The sequence below is a fragment of the Actinomadura sp. J1-007 genome, from assembly GCF_009793335.1.
GTDB classification, from domain to species: domain Bacteria; phylum Actinomycetota; class Actinomycetes; order Streptosporangiales; family Streptosporangiaceae; genus Spirillospora; species Spirillospora yumaensis.
On sequence record NZ_WING01000002.1, the window covers coordinates 1,038,538 to 1,057,880 of the forward strand.

Genomic DNA, 19,343 nt, shown 5'->3' on the forward strand with positions numbered 1-19,343 from the left:
TGCGGCAGACGCACGCGCGCGGGGGAGTGCTGCGTGAATTCGAGCATCACCTGAGGGAAATCGCCCGGACTGAGGACCTCCGACGCCTCAGGCAGGTCGACCACCTCGTACATGAACGACGTTGAGACATAGCGAGCCGTACCCGCGAGCAGGACACGCTGCAACGCCTGCCCGCCCGAAGCCATTCGGCGCGAGAGTCACCGCGGGTCGTGAGCACCGCACGTCGCGATCCGGACTCTTCCCCCGGCAGGACGTGCAGCTCCGTGCCTTCGAGCTTCGCGACGCCGGCGAGCTCGTCCATCACCCGCCGGGAAGGACGGGAATCCACCCCGTCGCGCCCCCGCCCGTCGAACGACACCAACGCGTTCGACGGGAACGGCCGCAGCGTCGCCGCGTACAGCAGCCGCTCCCACCGTGTCACGCGATGCCGTCCGGCGAGCCGGGCGGCGGCGAGCACGGCGGGCCGTTCCGGATCGGGAAGCAGCCGTACCACCGCCGCGTACCCGAGCTGCGCGGCGGCGAGCCGTAGGTTGACCAGCGCGGCTCCGCAGCTCAGATGCAGTCCCCGCCCGGACGGGTCGTCCATCGGCCGGAACCGGGCCGGATCGGCGTGCACCTCGATCAGCTCCGGCGTGACCTTGAACCGCCAGGCGTGGACGTCATGGATCGTCGGCGCCATCGTCCCGGCGACGACCAGACGCTCCGCCGAACCGCGGATGGTGGTGGGCACGGGGCATCCCTCCTGGTCCCGATGGCGCGCGACCACGGCACGCCGTCCGGTTAACGGCGAACCGTACCGCAATGTGAGCTGACGCACGTAGTGCGTGACCTGGGGTGTTTCTGTGGCACAAGGGAATGGCCGCGGACCGGCACGGCGTTGTCATCCCCGGTGGTGTTCGGCGGATCGATTTGACGGTCCGGAGACCACCCTTAATGTTCTTCCTGCCCCGAGGGATGCGGGACGCCGAGAGGCGGACGGCCCCGGGGAACCGGCCTCGGAAAAACGGTTCGGGCTCTGCCCGGACTGTTGTATGATGGTCAGGTACGCCCAAACGGGATGCAGGACGCCGCAAGGTGGCCGGCCCGCAGGGCACTCCTCACGAATCGACTCGACAGGCTCTGGTCTGTCGCCGTCTGACGCGTGGGAACCAGGAACTTCGTGACCGTCAAAAAGATCTACCCAGATCCGCTTGACAGGAGCGAAGATCCTGATAAGTTAGAAGGGTTGCCCCGGAGCGAGGCTCACGTGAGTGGGTCTGGCGCGGTGGGTGTCCGTTTCTTGAGAACTCAACAGCGTGTTAAAAGCCAGTGCCTTTATCGGCTCGATCTTTTTGGGTCGGGTCGCCCCGTGGCCGCCGGTCGTTTGTTGGCTGGTGGTTGGGGATTTCTTTGAGGCAATACGGCCCTGAACGTTGGTTTGGGGTTGTTTGCTGGGATTGTTTCCTGAGGTTTGGCGGGTCTGGGTTCGCCCCTGGGCTTGTCGTTGTGCCTTGATGGAGAGTTTGATCCTGGCTCAGGACGAACGCTGGCGGCGTGCTTAACACATGCAAGTCGAGCGGAAAGGCCCCTTCGGGGTACTCGAGCGGCGAACGGGTGAGTAACACGTGAGCAACCTGCCCCTGACTCTGGGATAAGCCCGGGAAACTGGGTCTAATACCGGATACAACCATTGGTCGCATGGCCGGGTGGTGGAAAGTTTTTCGGTTGGGGATGGGCTCGCGGCCTATCAGCTTGTTGGTGGGGTGATGGCCTACCAAGGCGACGACGGGTAACCGGCCTGAGAGGGCGACCGGTCACACTGGGACTGAGACACGGCCCAGACTCCTACGGGAGGCAGCAGTGGGGAATATTGCGCAATGGGCGGAAGCCTGACGCAGCGACGCCGCGTGGGGGATGACGGCCTTCGGGTTGTAAACCTCTTTCAGCACCGACGAAGCGGAAGTGACGGTAGGTGCAGAAGAAGCGCCGGCTAACTACGTGCCAGCAGCCGCGGTAATACGTAGGGCGCAAGCGTTGTCCGGAATTATTGGGCGTAAAGAGCTCGTAGGCGGTTTGTCGCGTCTGTCGTGAAAGCCCACAGCTTAACTGTGGGTCTGCGGTGGATACGGGCAGACTAGAGGCAGGTAGGGGAGAATGGAATTCCCGGTGTAGCGGTGAAATGCGCAGATATCGGGAGGAACACCGGTGGCGAAGGCGGTTCTCTGGGCCTGTACTGACGCTGAGGAGCGAAAGCGTGGGGAGCGAACAGGATTAGATACCCTGGTAGTCCACGCCGTAAACGTTGGGCGCTAGGTGTGGGGTTCTTCCACGGATTCCGCGCCGTAGCTAACGCATTAAGCGCCCCGCCTGGGGAGTACGGCCGCAAGGCTAAAACTCAAAGGAATTGACGGGGGCCCGCACAAGCGGCGGAGCATGTTGCTTAATTCGACGCAACGCGAAGAACCTTACCAAGGCTTGACATCGCCGGAAAACCCGCAGAGATGCGGGGTCCTTTTGGGCCGGTGACAGGTGGTGCATGGCTGTCGTCAGCTCGTGTCGTGAGATGTTGGGTTAAGTCCCGCAACGAGCGCAACCCTCGTTCCATGTTGCCAGCACTTCGGGTGGGGACTCATGGGAGACCGCCGGGGTCAACTCGGAGGAAGGTGGGGATGACGTCAAGTCATCATGCCCCTTATGTCTTGGGCTGCAAACATGCTACAATGGCCGGTACAGAGGGCTGCGATACCGTGAGGTGGAGCGAATCCCTTAAAGCCGGTCTCAGTTCGGATCGAAGTCTGCAACTCGACTTCGTGAAGTCGGAGTCGCTAGTAATCGCAGATCAGCAACGCTGCGGTGAATACGTTCCCGGGCCTTGTACACACCGCCCGTCACGTCACGAAAGTCGGCAACACCCGAAGCCCGTGGCCCAACCGCCTTGTGCGGGGGGAGCGGTCGAAGGTGGGGCCGGCGATTGGGACGAAGTCGTAACAAGGTAGCCGTACCGGAAGGTGCGGCTGGATCACCTCCTTTCTAAGGAGCACCAATCGGCCGGGCAGCTCGCGAGAGTGCCGGGTCGGTGGCCGCCGTTGACAGCGCGTGTCTGTCAGGCGGCTGCTCATAGATGTGGAGCACTGGCTATTCAGCTCACCGCCCGTGTGAGCCGGCAAGTACCGCCCCGCGGACTCTTTGGGTCTGTGTGGGGAGTGGGAGTCGCCGGTGTCGGGCTGGTGGTGGGGTGGGCACGCTGTTGGGTCCTGAGGAAACGGGCCCTTCAGCCCCCTTTGAACACACAGGTCGTTCGTCGGTCGTGTGGTGGAGGGGGTTGGGGTGTTTCTTCTGGACTACGGGACTGAACGCGGCGCATCCGTGATGGGTGCGCGGGGTTCGGTGGGCTCGTTTGTTGTTTGAGAACTGCACAGTGGACGCGAGCATCTCTGGCGAGACTCGGCTCTGGTCGTTTCTTGCGGGTGGTCGTCCCTTTTCCTTCCCTGGGGTTTTTCTTCTTGGGGTGGTGGGGGCGGGTGCCGGCGGGAACCGGGTGGGGCTGGTGTCTTGTCTGCGATTTGTTTGATCGTTTTGTGTGTTCAAGTTTTTAAGGGCATACGGTGGATGCCTTGGCATCAGGAGCCGATGAAGGACGTGGGAGCCTGCGATATGCCTCGGGGAGTCGGCAACCAGACTGTGATCCGGGGATTTCCGAATGGGGAAACCTGGCACCCGTCATGGGGTGTCGCCGCCGTCTGAATGTATAGGGCGGTTGGTGGGAACGCGGGGAAGTGAAACATCTCAGTACCCGCAGGAAGAGAAAACAAGAGTGATTCCGTGAGTAGTGGTGAGCGAAAGCGGAGGAGCCTAAACCGTGCGCGTGTGATACCTGGTAGGGGTTGCGTGTGCGGGGTTGTGGGAGCATCCGGTCAGGTCTACCAGTCTGGCGGGGAGTTATAAAACAATGTGATAGTTGAACGGTTTGGGATGGCCGACCGTAGACGGTGAGAGTCCGGTAAGCGAAATCATGTTGTCTCCTGGGTGTTGTCCCGAGTAGCACGGGCCCGTGAAATCCCGTGTGAATCTGCCACGACCACGTGGTAAGGCTGAATACTTCCTGATGACCGATAGCGGACCAGTACCGTGAGGGAAAGGTGAAAAGTGCCCCGGTGAGGGGTCGTGAAATAGTACCTGAAACCGTGTGCCTACAAGCCGTCAGAGCGTCCTCAGCACTCTTTTTGGGGTGTTGTTCGTGATGGCGTGCCTTTTGAAGAATGAGCCTGCGAGTTATGGTGTGTGGCGAGGTTAACCGGTGGCGGGTAGCCGTAGCGAAAGCGAGTCTGAATAGGGCGTTTGAGTCGCATGCTGTAGACCCGAAGCGGGGTGATCTAGCCATGGGCAGGGTGAAGCGCCGGTAAGACGGTGTGGAGGCCCGAACCCACCAGGGTTGAAAACCTGGGGGATGACCTGTGGTTAGGGGTGAAAGGCCAATCAAACTCCGTGATAGCTGGTTCTCCCCGAAATGCATTTAGGTGCAGCGTCGTGTGTTTCTTGCCGGAGGTAGAGCTACTGGATGGCTGATGGGCCCTACAAGGTTACTGACGTCAGCCAAACTCCGAATGCCGGTAAGTGAGAGCGCGGCAGTGAGACTGCGGGGGATAAGCTTCGTAGTCGAGAGGGAAACAGCCCAGATCATCGGCTAAGGCCCTAAGCGTGTGCTAAGTGGGAAAGGATGTGGAGTTGCCGTGACAACCAGGAGGTTGGCTTAGAAGCAGCCATCCTTGAAAGAGTGCGTAATAGCTCACTGGTCAAGTGATTCCGCGCCGACAATGTAGCGGGCTCAAGCACACCGCCGAAGCCGTGGCACTCCAGCTGATGCTGGGGTGGGTAGGGGAGCGTCCTGCGTCCGGTGAAGCCGTCGAGTGATCGTGCGGTGGAGGGTGTGGGAGTGAGAATGCAGGCATGAGTAGCGAATCACGCGTGAGAAACGTGTGCGCCGGATGACCAAGGTTCCTGGGGCAGGCTAATCCGCCCAGGGTAAGTCGGGACCTAAGGCGAGGCCGACAGGCGTAGTCGATGGACAACGGGTTGATATTCCCGTACCCGCTGGTATGCGCCAACGCTGAACCCTCTGATGCTAAGACCCTGAATCCCGCCTGGTTCCTTCGGGACCGGGATGGGCCTAGCGGTCGACCCGAGGGGGTAGTAGGTGAGTGATGGGGTGACGCAGGAGGGTAGCTCAGCCCAGGCGGTGGTTGTCCTGGGGTAAGCAGGTAGCCCGTGCCGTAGGTAAATCCGCGGCACATCAAGGGTGAGATGTGATGCCGAGCCGTTTTAGGTGAAGTGAGTGATCCCATGCTGCCGAGAAAAGCCTCTAGCGAGTGTACCGGCGGCCCGTACCCCAAACCGACTCAGGTGGTCAGGTAGAGAATACCAAGGCGATCGGGTGAACTGTGGTTAAGGAACTCGGCAAATTGCCCCGTAACTTTGGGAGAAGGGGACCAGGCCCGGTGATGGAGCATGCCTCCGGAGCTGGGTGTGGTCGCAGAGGCCAGGGGGAAGCGACTGTTTACTAAAAACACAGGTCCGTGCGAAGTCGTAAGACGCTGTATACGGACTGACGCCTGCCCGGTGCCGGAACGTTAAGAGGACCGGTTAGAAGGCTCTTTCGGGGTTTTCGAGGCTGAGAATCTAAGCGCCGGTAAACGGCGGTGGTAACTATAACCATCCTAAGGTAGCGAAATTCCTTGTCGGGTAAGTTCCGACCTGCACGAATGGCGTAACGACTTCCCCGCTGTCTCAACCACAGGCCCGGCGAAATTGCAGTACGAGTAAAGATGCTCGTTTCGCGCAGCAGGACGGAAAGACCCCGGGACCTTCACTACAGCTTGGCATTGGCGCTTGGAGCGTCTTGTGTAGGATAGGTGGGAGACTGTGAAGCCCAGACGCCAGTCTGGGTGGAGTCGTTGGTGAAATACCACTCTGGTCGTTTTGAGCGTCTAACCCGCACCCGTGGATCCGGGTGGGGGACAGTGCCTGGTGGGTAGTTTAACTGGGGCGGTTGCCTCCTAAAGAGTAACGGAGGCGCCCAAAGGTTCCCTCAGCCTGGTTGGCAATCAGGTGGTGAGTGCAAGGGCACAAGGGGGCTTGACTGTGAGACAGACATGTCGAGCAGGTGCGAAAGCAGGGCCTAGTGATCCGGCACCTACGTGTGGAAGTGGTGTCGCTCAACGGCTAAAAGGTACCCCGGGGATAACAGGCTGATCTTCCCCAAGAGTCCATATCGACGGGATGGTTTGGCACCTCGATGTCGGCTCGTCGCATCCTGGGGCTGGAGTAGGTCCCAAGGGTTGGGCTGTTCGCCCATTAAAGCGGCACGCGAGCTGGGTTTAGAACGTCGCGAGACAGTTCGGTCCCTATCCGCTGCGCGCGTAGGAGAATTGAGAGGGTCTGTCCCTAGTACGAGAGGACCGGGACGGACGAACCTCTGGTGTGCCAGTTGTCCCGCCAGGGGCACGGCTGGTTGGCTACGTTCGGTCGGGATAACCGCTGAAAGCATCTAAGCGGGAAGCCTTCCTCGAGATGAGTTCTCCCACCCCTTTTGTGGGTGTAAGGCCCCCAACAGACCATTGGGTTGATAGGCCGGACATGGAAGCACGGTAACGTGTGGAGTTGACCGGTACTAATAGGCCGAGTGGCTTGAACACACACAACGTTCAAACCAATCGACAGACCCCGCCGCCCCCGTTATCGGGGGTGGTCGGCGCCTGGTGTGCTCGCGTCCCTGTGTGGTTCCCGAACAACAACCGGGAACCCGAAGACCCCGTTCGCGGGTTCTTTGATCCGTGTGGTTTTTGATGTGTGAATAGTTGTTGCCTGAGCCGGATTGTTGCTTGGGCGGCCAAGAGTTTCCCGCACCCCCCTGTTGGGGGTGGTGTTCGGGGGTTGGTCGTTCGGTGGTTTTGGCGAAGGGGAAACACCCGGTCCCATCCCGAACCCGGAAGTTAAGCCCTTCAGCGCCGATGGTACTGCACGGGAGACTGTGTGGGAGAGTAGGACACCGCCGGACTCTTCATGGTGAAAGGCCCCGCCGTAACGGCGGGGCCTTTCTCATTTTCAAGGGTTATTCGGGTTGGCGGACGGCGTTGATCAGGGGGCCAGGGCGGGTGCGTACGGCCTGGATCGACGGTGGTGGTGCGGTAGCGGGCCACTCCGGAGTGGATGAACGGGTCCTCGGGGGTGATGCGTTCGGCCTCCGCGCGGTCGGCGCCGTGCGCGATGATGACGCCGCCCATCGAGGTGGGGACCGTCTGGTCTGAGAGCAGGAAAGTGTCCGCGCTGTGGTGGCGTTCGGGGTACGCCACGGGGGCCGCGATGTGCGGCGCTGCGGCGTGCTCGCCGTTGGTGTACTCCAGGAAGAGCAGATGGAGCAATGGCGCCGGTCCCCGTGCCGGTCGACGTCGGTGATCGCGACAGTCTGGCGTGGGACGGGCGGGGCGGGTCACTGCGGGGAGGCGAGGGCCAGGTCGAGGGTCGCGGCCCACTGGCGGAGGAGCCGGGTACGGCGGGCCGAGTCGTCGGTGAGCAGGTCGGCCAGGCCGAGACCGCGGACGAGGTCGAGGGTGGCCTGGACGGTCTCGCGGACGCCGGGGACCGACTCGTCGGCGCCGAGGGCCTCGACGGTCAGGCGGTGAGCCTCCCGCCCGACGCGGGCCTCCAGGGGGGCGACCTGGGCGCGGAGCTGCTCGTCCGACGCGGCGGCGACCCAGAGCTGGAGCGCCGCGCGGAAGAGGGGGCTGGTGTACATCTCGCCGAGCAGGAGGACGACGTCGAGGGTGGAGGGGCGCCGGCCGGCCAGCTCGTCCAGGTGCTCGCGCATCCGGGCCATGCGGACGTCCGAGCCGTACTCGACGGCGGCGGTGACCAGCTCCTCGCGGGTGCGGAAGTGGTGCTGGGCGGCGCCGCGGGAGACGCCGGCGCGTTCGGCGACGACCGTCACGGTCGTGCCCGCCCAGCCGACGGAGGCGAGGCAGTCGACGGCCGCTTCGAGGAGCCGCCGCCGGGTGGCGCGGCTCCGGTCCTGCTGCGGTTCGCGGGGAGGGCCTGCGTGGTCATGTCGTCCTCGGGCTCGTTCGGAACCTCCAGTCAACCAAACGTCGGCCGAGGAAAACAATCAAGCGCGATTGATTTTTTCTCGGCGGGCTGGCAGGCTGCGGGCCATGAGCCAACCGTTGCGGGTCGGTAACGCCTCGGGCTTCTACGGCGACCGCTTCTCCGCGGTGCGGGAGATGCTGGAGGGAGGGCCGCTGGACGTCCTGACCGGCGACTACCTCGCCGAGCTGACGATGCTGATCCTCGGCCGGAGCCGCCTGAAGGACCCCGAGGCCGGATACGCCTCCACGTTCCTGCGGCAGATGGAGGAGTCCCTCGGCCTCGCCGTCGAGCGCGGCGTGAAGGTCGTCGCCAACGCGGGCGGCCTCAACCCCCGGGGACTCGCGGTGAAGCTGCGGGAGCTGGCGGAACGGCTCGGGGTCGAGGTCCGGATCGCGCACGTCGAGGGGACGACCTGCTCGGCCGCGCCGAGAAGCTAGGGCTGGACGACTCGCGCTACGGGGCTCCGCTGACCGCCAACGCCTATCTCGGGCGTGGGGGATCGCCGAGTGCCTCAAGGGCGGCGCGGACATCGTGGTGACCGGGCGCGTGACGGACGCGTCGCTGGTCGTAGGCCCGGCCGCGGCGCACTTCGGGTGGGCGCGGGACGACTGGGACGCGCTCGCGGGCGCGACGGCCGCGGGGCACGTCCTGGAGTGCGGCGCGCAGGCGACGGGCGGCAACTATGCCTTCTTTGAAGAGATCTACAACGTAAAGCCGCTGGGCTTTCCGATCGCCGAGATCCGTTCCGACGGCTCCAGCGTGATCACCAAGCACGAGGGCACGGGCGGGAACGTCACGGTCGAGACGGTCACGGCGCAGCTGCTGTACGAGATCGGCGGGCCGGCGTACGCGGGGCCGGACGTGACGACGCGGTTCGACACGATCGAGCTCGCGGCGGACGGCCCGGACCGCGTACGGATCGGTGGGACGAAGGGGACGCCTCCTCCGCCGACCACCAAGGTCTGCCTCAATCATCTCGGCGGGCACCGCAACGAGATGACGTTCGTGCTGACCGGGCTCGGTGTGGAGGCGAAGGCCGAGCTCGTCAAGGCGCGGATGGAGGCGGCGTTCGGCGACCGGCGCCCCGCGCGGGTCGAGTGGACGCTCGTCGGCACGCCCGCGCCCGACCCCGCGACGCAGGGCGCCGGGACCGCGCTGCTGCGGTGCGCGGTGCTGGATCCGGATGCGGAGAAGGTCGGGCGGTCGTTCAGCGGTGCGGTCGTGGAGCTGGCGCTCGCCGGCTACCCGGGCTTCACGATGACGTCGCCGCCGGGGAAGGGCGGCCCGTACGGCGTCTACACGCCCGCCTACGTTCCGAATGAGGTCGTGGAGCACGTCGCCGTACTCCCGGACGGCACCCGGCGCGTGATTCCGCCCGCTCCCAGCACCGTTCCTCTGGAGGCGGGAGCGGGACGCGGTGTGGAAGGTGATGGGGGTGATGGTGCGGGGACTGGCGAGGCGGTCGGGGAGGTGACCGTTGCGGAGGCCGATGGAGCGGGACGCGGTGTGGAGGTTGGTGGTGCGGTGACCGGGGGCGTGAGCGTTGCGGAAGTCGATGGAGTGGGACGTTCGGTGACCGGGGCGGAGGGGGTGGTTGCTGAGTCGGCGGTCGTGCGGGTGGCGTTGGGGGTTGTTGTGGGGGCTCGTAGTGGGGACAAGGGCGGGGACGCCAATATCGGGGTGTGGGCCCGTACGGACGCGCAGTGGCGGTGGCTGGACGGGTTTCTCAGCGTCGAGCGGTTCAGGGAGTTGCTGCCGGAGACGCGCCGTCATGACGTGGCGCGGTATCGGCTGCCGAATCTGCGGGCGGTCAACTTCGTGGTGTCGGGCCTGCTCCAGGAGGGGTGTCGGCCTCGACGCGGTTCGATCCGCAGGGCAAGGCGCTCGGGGAGTGGCTGCGGGCGCGGCTGGTGGACGTTCCGGAAGAACTGATCATGGAGGGGGTCCGTTGACCCTGAAGAGCACTCTGGACCCGCACGGGGCCGAGTACCGGGAACGGCGCGCGGCGATGCTGGCGAAGGTCGCGGAGCTGGACGCCGAGCACGCCAAGGCCCTGGAGGGCGGCGGGGAGAAGTACGTCACGCGGCACCGCAGGCGGGGCAAGCTCCTCGCGCGGGAGCGGATCGAGCTGCTGCTGGACCCGGACTCGCCGTTCCTGGAGCTGAGCCCGCTGGCGGCGTGGGGGAGCGACTTCCCGGTCGGCGCGAGCGTGGTGACGGGCATCGGCGTCGTGGAGGGCGTCGAGTGCATGATCGTCGCGAACGACCCGACGGTGCGCGGCGGGTCCAGCAACCCGTGGACGGTCAAGAAGAGCTTCCGGGCGTCGGACATCGCGCTGGAGAACCGGCTGCCGGTGATCAACCTGGTGGAGTCGGGCGGCGCGGACCTGCCGACGCAGAAGGAGATCTTCATCCCGGGCGGGCGGATGTTCCGGGACCTGACCCGGCTGTCGGCCGCGGGGATCCCGACGATCGCGCTGGTGTTCGGCAACTCCACGGCGGGCGGCGCGTACATCCCGGGCATGTGCGACCACGTGGTCATGGTGAAGGAGCGCGCCAAGGTGTTCCTCGGCGGGCCGCCGCTGGTGAAGATGGCGACCGGCGAGGAGGCGGACGACGAGGAGCTGGGCGGCGCGGAGATGCACGCCCGCACGTCCGGCCTCGCCGACTACATGGCGGTGGACGAGCCGGACGCGCTGCGGCTCGGCCGGCAGATCGTCAAGAACCTCAACCACCGCAAGGCGGGCCCGGCACCGGGCCCGGTCGAGGAGCCGCTGTACGACGCCGAGGAGCTGGCCGGGATCGTCCCCGAGGACCTGAAGACGCCGTTCGACCCGCGGGAGGTGATCGCCAGGGTCGCGGACGCGTCGCGGTTCGACGAGTTCAAGCCGCTGTACGGGACGAGCCTGGTGACCGGCTGGACGCGGGTGCACGGGTACCCGATCGGGGTCCTGGCGAACGCGCAGGGCGTGCTGTTCGGCGAGGAGGCGCAGAAGGCGGCGCAGTTCATCCAGCTCGCCAACCAGAGCGACACCCCGCTGCTGTTCCTGCACAACACCACCGGCTACATGGTCGGCAAGGAGTACGAGCAGGCCGGGATCATCAAGCACGGCGCGCTGATGATCAACGCGGTGGCCAACAGCCGGGTGCCGCACGTCTCGATCGTGATGGGCGCCTCGTACGGGGCGGGCAACTACGGCATGTGCGGCCGGGCGTACGACCCGCGGTTCCTGTTCGCCTGGCCGAGCGCGAAGTCGGCGGTGATGGGGCCGCAGCAGCTCGCCGGGGTGCTGTCGATCGTGGCGCGGCAGGCGGCCGAGGCGCGCGGGCAGGCGTACGACGACGAGCAGGACCGGGCGATGCGCGAGATGGTCGAGACGCAGATCGAGGCCGAGTCGCTGCCGTACTTCCTGTCCGGGCGGCTCTACGACGACGGCGTGATCGACCCGCGCGACACCCGTACCGTCCTCGGCCTGTGCCTGTCGGTGATCCACAACGCGCCGGTGCGCGGGGCCGACGGCTTCGGCGTCTTCCGGATGTGACCGGGTGGACGGCGCAGCGGCGGCCCGGACGGCCGCGCCCCGACGGCTCCACGCTCGAACGGTGAACAGGTGACTCCCACATGATCGACAAACTGCTGGTCGCGAACCGCGGCGAGATCGCGCGCCGCGTGTTCCGCACGTGCCGGGACCTCGGCGTCGCGACCGTCGCCGTCCACTCCGACGCGGACGGGCGCGCCCCGCACGCCGCCGAGGCGGACGCGGCGGTGCGGCTGCCGGGCGTCGCGCCGTCCGACACCTACCTGCGCGGCGACCTGCTGGTCGCGGCGGCGCGGGCGGCGGGCGCGGACGCGGTCCATCCGGGGTACGGGTTCCTGTCGGAGAACGCCGCGTTCGCCCGCGCGGTGATCGACGCGGGGCTGACCTGGGTCGGGCCGCCGCCGGACGCGATCGCCGCGATGGGCTCGAAGATCGAGGCGAAGAAGCTGATGGCGTCCGCCGGAGTGCCGGTGCTGCCGGAGCTGGACCCGGACGCGGTGACCGAGGCGGACCTGCCGCTGCTGGTGAAGGCGTCGGCGGGCGGCGGCGGGCGCGGGATGCGCGTCGTACGGTCCCTGGGGGACCTGGCCGAGGCGGTGGAGGGCGCGCGGCGCGAGGCGCGGTCGGCGTTCGGCGACCCGGCGGTGTTCTGCGAGCCGCTGCTGGAGAACGCCCGGCACATCGAGGTGCAGGTCCTGTCGGACGCGCACGGACGCGGCTGGGCGCTCGGGGAGCGGGAGTGCTCGGTCCAGCGCCGCCACCAGAAGATCATCGAGGAGGCGCCGTCGCCCGCGGTGGGCGCCGCGCTGCGCGAGGAGCTGTGCCGGGCGGCGGTGGACGCGGCGAAGGCGATCGGCTACGTCGGCGCGGGCACGGTCGAGTTCATGCTCGCCGACGACGGCCGGTTCTTCTTCCTGGAGGTCAACACGCGGCTCCAGGTCGAGCACCCGGTCACCGAGTGCGTGTACGGGCTCGACCTCGTGCGGATGCAGATCGAGATCGCCGAGGGCGCGCCGCTGCCGGAGGAGCCGCCGCGACCCGAGGGACACGCCATCGAGGTGCGACTGTACGCGGAGGACCCGGCGGCGGACTGGCGCCCGCAGGCCGGGACGCTGCGGACGTTCGAGGTGCCGGGCGTGGACAGCGCGTTCGCCGTCCCGGCCGGGTACGGGCTGCGGCTCGACAGCGGCGTGGAGAGCGGCACGGAGGTCGGGATCCACTACGACCCGATGCTCGCCAAGCTGATCGCGTGGGGCCCGGACCGCGCGGCGGCGGCGCGCCGCCTCGGCGCGGCGCTGCGCGGCGCGCGGATCCACGGCCTGACCACCAACCGCGACCTGCTCGCGCGGATCATGGCCGAGCCGGTGTTCCTGGCGGGCGGCACGCACACCGGCTACCTCGACCAGGTCGGCCTGGACGTCCTCGCGGCGCCGCTCGCGGACGGGCGCGCCGTACGGCTGTCGGCGCTCGCCGCCGCGCTCGCGGACGCCGCCGCGAACCGTTCGGGCGCGGCCGTGCTGGGCGGGCTGCCGTCCGGCTGGCGCAACGTCCCATCGCAGCCGCAGCGCAAGGAGTACGAGGCGCCGGACGGCACCCGGGTGGAGGTCGGCTACCGGATCACCCGCGACGGGCTCGCCGCGGAGGGCCACGACGGCGTCCGCCTCCACGCGGCGTCGCCCGGCCTGGTGACGCTGGAGGTGGACGGCGTCCGGAGCGGCTTCGCGGTCCGCGCGGCGGGCGGCGAGGCGTACGTCGACTCGCGGTTCGGGGCGGTGGCGCTGCGCGCCGTGCCGCGGTTCGCCGACCCGAGCGACCTGGTCGCGCCGGGCTCGCTGCTGGCCCCGATGCCCGGCACGGTCGTCCGGGTCGAGGCGGGGCCGGGCGACGCGGTGGAGGAGGGGCGCACGCTCGTCGTCCTGGAGGCGATGAAGATGGAGCACCGCATCGCCGCGCCCGCGGCGGGCGTGGTCGCGGAGCTGAACGTCGGCGCGGGGCGGCAGGTCGAGGCCGGTGCGGTCCTCGCCGTCATCGTGCCCGCGGAGGAACGAGCGCGGAACGACGGCGCGGAGAACGAAGGGACCCCCGAGTGAGCTTCATCGAGTCCGAGGAGCGGCAGGCGCTGCGCGCGGCCGTCGCCGAGCTGGGCGCGAAGTACGGCGCGTCGTACTACGTGGAGAAGGCGAAGGCCGGAGCGAAGACCGACGAGCTGTGGGCCGAGGCCGGTCGGCTCGGCTACCTCGGCGTCAACGTGCCCGAGGAGTACGGCGGCGGGGGCGGCGGCATCGGCGACCTCGCGGCGGTCTGCGAGGAGCTCGCCGCGGCCGGGTGCCCGCTGCTGCTCATGGTGGTGTCCCCGGCGATCTGCGCGACGATCATCGCGCGGTCCGGGACCGAGGAGCAGCGCAAGCGCTGGCTGCCGGGGTTCGCGGACGGGTCGGTGAAGATGGCGTTCGCGATCACCGAGCCGGACGCCGGGTCCAACTCGCACCGCATCACCACGACCGCGCGCCGCGACGGCGACGGCTGGCTGCTGAGCGGGCAGAAGACGTTCATCTCCGGCGTGGACGAGTCGGACGCGGTGCTGTTCGTCAGCCGCACCGAGGACCAGAAGGGCAACCTGCGGCCGTCGCTGTTCATCGTGCCGACGGACGCGCCCGGGTTCACCCACACCCCGATCGACATGGAGATCGTGTCGCCGGAGAAGCAGTTCATCTGCCATCTGGACGAGGTGCGGCTCCCGTACGACGCGCTCGTCGGCGACGAGGACGGCGGGCTGCTGCAACTGTTCGCGGGCCTGAACCCCGAGCGGATCATGGCGGCGGCGATGGGCGCGGGCATCGGGCGGCTCGCGCTCGGCAAGGCCGTCTCCTACGCCAAGGAGCGGCAGGTGTTCAAGACGCCGATCGGCGCGCACCAGGGCCTCCAGCACCCGCTCGCGCAGGCCAAGGTCGAGCTGGAACTGGCCCGGCTGATGGGCCAGAAGGCCGCCTGGCTGTACGACGCGGGCGACGACATGGGCGCGGGCGAGGCCGCCAACATGGCGAAGTACGCGACCGCCGAGGCGGCGATCCACGCCGTGGACCAGGCCATCCAGACCCACGGCGGCAACGGCCTCACCACCGAGTACGGCGTCGGGATGCTCGCGGGCGTCGTCCGCCTCATGCGGATCGCGCCGGTCAGCCGCGAGATGATCCTCAACTTCGTCGCGCAGCACTCGCTGGGGCTGCCGAAGTCGTACTAGGGCGCGTCCCGGGCGCGGGCGGGCGGAGGGTCCGCCCGCGCCCGCCCGTGCCTGCGCGCGCGGGCGGTCAGCGCATCGCGGTGAGCGAGGCGCGGAGGCGGCGCAGGTCGCGGAGGCGGTGCTCGTAGGTGGCCCCGGCGAACAGCAGCGCCGCCCCGGTCACCGCGATCGGCAGCCAGCGCGGTCCGTCGCCGACGAGGTCGGCGAGCGCGGGGAACAGCTCGTGCGCTGCGTTCAGCACGAGCACGCCGCCGCCGATGAGCAGCGGAGCCTGGAGCCGGCCCAGCGCCCCGGCGAGCGTCACCGCGAACGCGGCGGAGGCCAGCAGGAGCGGCCGGACGAGGCCGGGGTCCGTCCAGGCGACGGCGAGGCTCGGCAGGAGCGTCAGGGCCAGCGCGGGCCCGTACAGCGGCCAGGACGAGAACGCGCCGCCCCGCCGCCGCAGGAGCCGGTGGCCCGCCGCCACGCCGATGACGGTGACCGGCAGCGTGTACGCCTCCGGCGCGTCCACGCCCGACAGGCCGAGCCGGATCCACAGCGCGAGGTGCAGCGCCGCCGCGCCCGCCCACGCGGCGCGGCGGCGGTCGGCGCGGGCCGCGACGGCGAGAGCGAGGGCGCCCGCGCCGGTGAGCGCGGCGCTCGCGTACGCGAGATCGGCGAACGCCAGCCCGACGCCGCACGCGGTGACCGCGTACCCGGCCGCCTCGACCGCGAGGGCCTCGACGGCGACGGTCGTCCCGTCCGGCTGTGCGCGGCGGGCCAGGCGGGCGGCGAGGACGGCCGCGGGGACGGACGACGCGAGGACGGGGAACGCGGCGGTCTGCGGCGTCCAGCCCGCCGCGAGGCACGCGGCGGCGGTCAGGCCGCCCGCGGCGAGGATCGCGGTGGCGGCGGCCGCGGCGCGGACCGCGGTTCTGCGGGCAGCCAGGGCGCATCCGGCGGCGACCGCGCAGGTGCCGGCGACGACCGCCAGCGTCGGGAGCCTCGCCGTCAGCGACCAGGCGACGGCCGTCGACGCCACCGCCAGCGCCGCCGCGCCGGACACCGTGTCCGTGCCGCGCGGCGCGGCGGCGGCCTGTACGGCGAGCGCGACCGCGAGGGCGAACGCGACGCCGAGCGCCGCCGCGTACGGCGGGTCCGCGACCGCGAGGACGCACAGCAGCGCGGGCGGCACGGTGATCGTCGCGGCCCGGTGCGCGGCCGCCGGGCCGAGGAGCAGCCGGGCCGACGCGGTCGCGGTCGCCGCGCCGAGGGCGCCCGCGGCGGCCGTGGCGGGCACGAGCAGGACGTCCGGGACGGCGGGCAGCGTGTCGCGGACCGTGCCGTACCCGCCGCTCCAGGGGTGCGCGGGCCAGTGGCAGACGTCCGCCATCACCGCCGCCAGCAGCGCGAGGGGCGGCACCAGCGCGACGGCCGCCGCCGTCCACCCGCAGCCGAGCGCGAGGTCGCGGGCCGCGCCGCGCAGCCGGCCCGCCGCGAGCACCGCGGTGAGCCCGCCCGCCGCGAGGACGAGCGCCGCCCGCAGCGGATCACCGGACGCCATGGCCACGGAGACCGCCCACAGCGCCGCGCCCGCGAGGCGGAGGGCGTGCGCCGCGTGGGGCCGGTCGAGCGGCAGCGCGGCGGCGCGGACGATCAGCACGGCGACGCCGAGGACCACGAACGCGGCCGAACGGGCGGGCAGGTCCCCGGCCAGCGCCACCGCCGCGCCCTCCGCGCCGACCGCGAGGGCCGTCACCGCCGACGCGACCGACGAGACCCGCGAGTCGCCGCCCCGTACCGCGCAGGCCAGCCCGGCGAGGGCGAGGGCCGCGAGCACCGACAGCGTCGCCGTCCGGTCGGCGAGCGACCAGGACGCGGCGAGCGCGGCCGTCCACAGCGCCGTCGCGCCCGCCGTCGTCCGGGACAGCGCGGCCCACAGCGCGAGGCCCGCCGTCAGGCCCACGAGGAACGCCAGCGCCGCCCAGTAGGGCAGGTCGGCGGCCAGCGGGAGCGGCGCGAGCGCGACGGGGCCCGCGACGCGTACGACTCCGGCGCCCGCCCAGCGGCCCTGGTGCGCCGTCGCCGCGAGGACGGCGGCGAGCGCGGCGAGCGCGAGAACGGGCATCAGCACGGGACGCGCCGTCCACGCCTCGCCGGGGGACAGGAGGCCGCGGGCCGTTCCGGGGCCGTCCGCGGTCCACGCCTTGCCCAGCCACGCGAACGGGCCGAACAGCGAGGGGACGAACGAGTCGTGCACCGGCAGCGGCGCCAGCCCGGCCAGAACGTACGCGGGGACGGCGCTCTGTGCGCTGCCTCGCCGCGACCACGCGCCAGCGGCCGCCAGCAACGCGCCGAGGGCCAGGGTGAGCGCCAGGACGTCCTGCCGTGGGCGTCCGCCCGGCGCGACCCCGGCGGACGCGGCGGTCGCGACGGCGGCGAGCGTGACGCCGGACGCCGCGAGGCCGACCGCGAGCGACTGCGCCGGACGGCGGTCCCGCAGCGCTGTCCCCGGCAGGACGGCGAGCGCCGCGCCGAGCACGACCGTTCGGACGTCGCGGCGGGAACGGGACACGGCGCGGGCCAGCCCGTCCGGGGCCCGTGCGCACGGCAGGAGCGCGACCAGGGGCACCGCGAGCAGCGCGAACGGCAGCGACGGCTGCGACCAGCCGTTCACGGCCCACAGCACGGCGACGAGCCCGCCGCCCGCGAGGACCGTTCCGGCGCCAGCGCCGACCTGGACGGCCTCCGTCCTCGCCGCGGCCGCGCAGCCGAGAAGCAGGACGACCGCCGCGCCCGCCGCCGCAGGCGCCCACACCGGCGCCGCGCCCGCCACCGACCACGCGGAGGCCAGGACGGCGACCGCGGCCCCCGACCCCGCCGCGACCGGAGCGAACGGGACCGTCCGGCCGTACGCCCCGGCTCCGAGCAGCACCGCGCCAGCGCCGAGCAGCAACGCGGCGTCCGCCGCGCGCGGGAGCCCGCCGCGCCCGGCACGGCGACGACGGCCGAGGCGGCGCACAGCACGGCCGCGATCCGGCACCCGTCCCGCGCCGCGCCGGGCAGCGCCCGCACCTCCCGCCGGAACGCCAGGCCGCCCGCCGCCAGCGCCGCCACCGCCATCACGGCCGGGGCCGCCGGACGCCCCGTCCAGACCGGCGCGTGCCCCGACCACATGCCGCCGAACGCTCCGAGCGGTCCGACCAACGCCGCGACGACGTCCGGAGCCACCGCCACCGCCGCAAGCCCGAGCGCGACGGCGCCCGCTCCGGCCACGCCGGGCCGCGTCCGCTCGGGCAGCCGCGCCGCGGACGCGAGGACGGCGCACGCCGCCACCGCGTACACGGCCGGAGCCCAGCGGACCGGCAGGGCCTTCGCCGCCGGAGCCGCGAGCGCCGCGGCGGCCGCCGTCCCGGCGCCCGCCGAGAACGCGGCCCGTACCTCCTGCCCGTCGCCCGACCCGGCGCACACCCACGCCAGCGCGACCGCCAGCGCCAGCACCCCGGACGCGCGCAGCCCCGCCGCCGGACCGTCCGCCGCGAACGACGCCGCCAGCGCGACGGCCGCCCCCACCAGCCCCGCGAACAGCCCGGCGACCTCCGCGACGGCCCGTTCCAACGAGCCCGCCCGCTCCCGCGCGAACCACCGGACGGCGAGGTCGAGCGCCGCCGTCAGCAGCAGCGCCAGCGCCGCGCCGGCGGGCGTCGGACCCGCCTCGTACGCGGCGAGGGGCAGCGGAACGTGCGCGATGGCCAGCGCGGTCGGGCCGGGCAGCCGCAGCGGCGCCGCTCGCGCGTACCCCGCCCACAGCGCCGCGAGCGCCGCCGTCCCGGCGACCACCGGCCACAGGCCCGCCCCGCCGGACCCCGACTCGTTCAGCCCGCCCGGATCCGAGCTGTGCCCGATCACCGCGTTCGCCACCGCCAGGCCCGACAGCGGTACGAGCACGAGCCCGATGAACGCGACCGTCTCGGCCGTTGAGCTCAGCCGCCGCCGCGCCAGCGGCCAGGGCGCCGCCAGCGCGAGCGCGGTGACCGTGACCAGCACCGCCGCCCGCACCCCGAGATGCCCCAACTGACCACGGTGAACACCACCGCCGCGATCCCGAGCAGGAGCCCGCCGAGCAGCAGCAGCAGATTCTGCACCGCATGTCGCGACAGATCCCGCCGCCCCCGCCCGTCCCCCCTCCGCACCCCGATCCGCGCCGCCGCCTCAGCACGCGCGACCCGCTGCCCAGCGCCCTGTCCGTACGGCGGTCGCGACGGCCTGGCGGCGGGCGTTCGCGCCTCCGCGTGGGCGGTGGCCTGTCCGCGTGTGGGTTGTGGGAGGGGCGCGGTTGTCTGCGGCGGTGTTTCGGTGTGCGCGTCGGGTCCTGGGTACGGGGGCGCGGCGGCGTGGCGGCGGGCGTTCGCGTCTTCGCGGGGGCGGTGGCCTGTTCGCGTGTGGGTTGTGGGAGGGGCGCGGTCG

7 protein-coding genes, 3 rRNA genes and 2 pseudogenes are annotated in these 19,343 nt (G+C 70.3%); 7 read left to right on the forward strand and 5 right to left on the reverse strand.

What is annotated here, in order from left to right:
- Positions 1-46: 46 nt before the first annotated feature.
- Positions 47-730, reverse strand: coding sequence for a hypothetical protein (locus GEV43_RS38695; RefSeq protein WP_241684202.1), 684 nt, complete (start codon positions 728-730; stop codon positions 47-49).
- A 760-nt stretch (positions 731-1,490) separates the two neighbouring features.
- Between GEV43_RS38695 and GEV43_RS38700 the strand changes: the two genes are divergently transcribed.
- From GEV43_RS38700 to rrf, 3 genes are all read left to right on the forward strand, one after another.
- A 16S ribosomal RNA gene (locus GEV43_RS38700) occupies positions 1,491-3,009 on the forward strand.
- A gap of 552 nt (positions 3,010-3,561) precedes the next feature.
- Positions 3,562-6,671 (forward strand): 23S ribosomal RNA (locus tag GEV43_RS38705).
- Between the two features lie 245 nt (positions 6,672-6,916).
- Positions 6,917-7,033 (forward strand): 5S ribosomal RNA (rrf, locus tag GEV43_RS38710).
- The 16S, 23S and 5S rRNA genes sit together here, the layout of an rRNA operon.
- 139 nt (positions 7,034-7,172) lie before the next feature.
- On the opposite strand, the pseudogene GEV43_RS56700 reads toward rrf, so the two are convergent.
- Together GEV43_RS56700 and GEV43_RS38720 are read right to left on the reverse strand one after the other, a co-directional pair.
- Positions 7,173-7,508, reverse strand: a pseudogene (locus tag GEV43_RS56700) (YciI family protein); the annotation flags it as partial.
- Positions 7,466-8,113 carry a TetR/AcrR family transcriptional regulator gene (locus GEV43_RS38720; RefSeq protein WP_160825624.1) on the reverse strand — a complete coding sequence of 216 codons (648 nt, stop codon included), beginning with the start codon at positions 8,111-8,113 and terminating at the stop codon, positions 7,466-7,468. The gene GEV43_RS38720 and the pseudogene GEV43_RS56700, both read right to left, overlap by 43 nt.
- Before the next feature lie 70 nt (positions 8,114-8,183).
- Here GEV43_RS38720 and GEV43_RS38725 point away from each other — a divergent pair.
- The 4 genes and pseudogenes from GEV43_RS38725 to GEV43_RS38740 all read left to right on the forward strand — a co-directional run bounded on the left by GEV43_RS38725 (position 8,184) and on the right by GEV43_RS38740 (position 14,897).
- Positions 8,184-10,070 (forward strand): annotated as a pseudogene (locus tag GEV43_RS38725) (acyclic terpene utilization AtuA family protein).
- Positions 10,067-11,659: a carboxyl transferase domain-containing protein gene (locus GEV43_RS38730; protein WP_160825625.1), complete on the forward strand. Its 1,593-nt coding sequence runs from the start codon at positions 10,067-10,069 to the stop codon at positions 11,657-11,659. The pseudogene GEV43_RS38725 and the gene GEV43_RS38730 overlap by 4 nt, the downstream one beginning before the upstream one ends.
- Positions 11,660-11,739: 80 nt before the next feature.
- The gene (locus tag GEV43_RS38735) at positions 11,740-13,746 is read left to right on the forward strand and encodes a biotin carboxylase N-terminal domain-containing protein (protein WP_160825626.1); all 2,007 of its coding nucleotides are present in this window, start codon (positions 11,740-11,742) and stop codon (positions 13,744-13,746) included.
- Entirely contained in the window at positions 13,743-14,897 is a 1,155-nt protein-coding gene (locus GEV43_RS38740; protein WP_160825627.1) for an acyl-CoA dehydrogenase family protein, read from the forward strand. The genes GEV43_RS38735 and GEV43_RS38740 overlap by 4 nt, the downstream gene beginning before the upstream one ends.
- Positions 14,898-14,964: 67 nt before the next feature.
- On the opposite strand, the gene GEV43_RS38745 is transcribed toward GEV43_RS38740, so the two are convergent.
- Together GEV43_RS38745 and GEV43_RS56705 are read right to left on the reverse strand one after the other, a co-directional pair.
- Positions 14,965-17,004 (reverse strand): SCO7613 C-terminal domain-containing membrane protein, encoded by a 2,040-nt coding sequence (locus GEV43_RS38745; RefSeq protein WP_375539142.1) that lies wholly within the window; start codon positions 17,002-17,004, stop codon positions 14,965-14,967.
- A gap of 545 nt (positions 17,005-17,549) precedes the next feature.
- Positions 17,550-18,950: a hypothetical protein gene (locus GEV43_RS56705; RefSeq protein ID WP_375539129.1), complete on the reverse strand. Its 1,401-nt coding sequence runs from the start codon at positions 18,948-18,950 to the stop codon at positions 17,550-17,552.
- Positions 18,951-19,343: the final 393 nt, after the last annotated feature.

Excerpts from the sequence above, each read along its gene's own strand:
- GEV43_RS38735 (WP_160825626.1), top strand. The coding sequence starts at position 11,740 with ATGATCGACAAACTGCTGGTCGCGAACCGCGGCGAGATCGCGCGCCGC.
- GEV43_RS38745 (WP_375539142.1), bottom strand. The coding sequence starts at position 17,004 with ATGCCCGTTCTCGCGCTCGCCGCGCTCGCCGCCGTCCTCGCGGCGACG.